Origin of the sequence: Morganella morganii H1r, assembly GCF_000633515.1 — a bacterium.
Classification (GTDB): domain Bacteria; phylum Pseudomonadota; class Gammaproteobacteria; order Enterobacterales; family Enterobacteriaceae; genus Morganella; species Morganella morganii_B.
In genome coordinates this window covers 1-269 of the sequence record NZ_AYMP01000103.1, presented here as the reverse complement: position 1 = coordinate 269, position 269 = coordinate 1, and the positions used below count along the sequence as shown (strand labels likewise).

Below are 269 nucleotides of genomic sequence, written 5' to 3'. Positions count from 1 at the left end.
GCGGATAAAGCACAGTCTGAGAAAAATGCGGCGCTGCTGAGCGATAAAAATGCCGATCTGGCAAAAATCACCCGCAGCCTGACGGATACTGAGCAGAAGCTGAAAAATGCCGAGGCAGAAAAGCAGAAACTGGCGGATCAGCTGGTCAGTCAGGATAAAGCCGCCGCAGCACAGGGCGATAAGCTGAAAAAAGAACTCAGCACCCTGGCAGCGGATAAAACCGCCCTGGAAAAACAGATTGCACAGCTGACAGCGGATAAAGCACAGTC

General features: G+C 52.0%; 1 protein-coding gene. It reads left to right on the top strand.

Going from position 1 to position 269, the window contains the following annotated elements; genetic code table 11:
* On the top strand, positions 1-269 hold a 269-nt coding region (locus U868_RS23945; RefSeq protein ID WP_036412496.1), incomplete at both ends, for a hypothetical protein.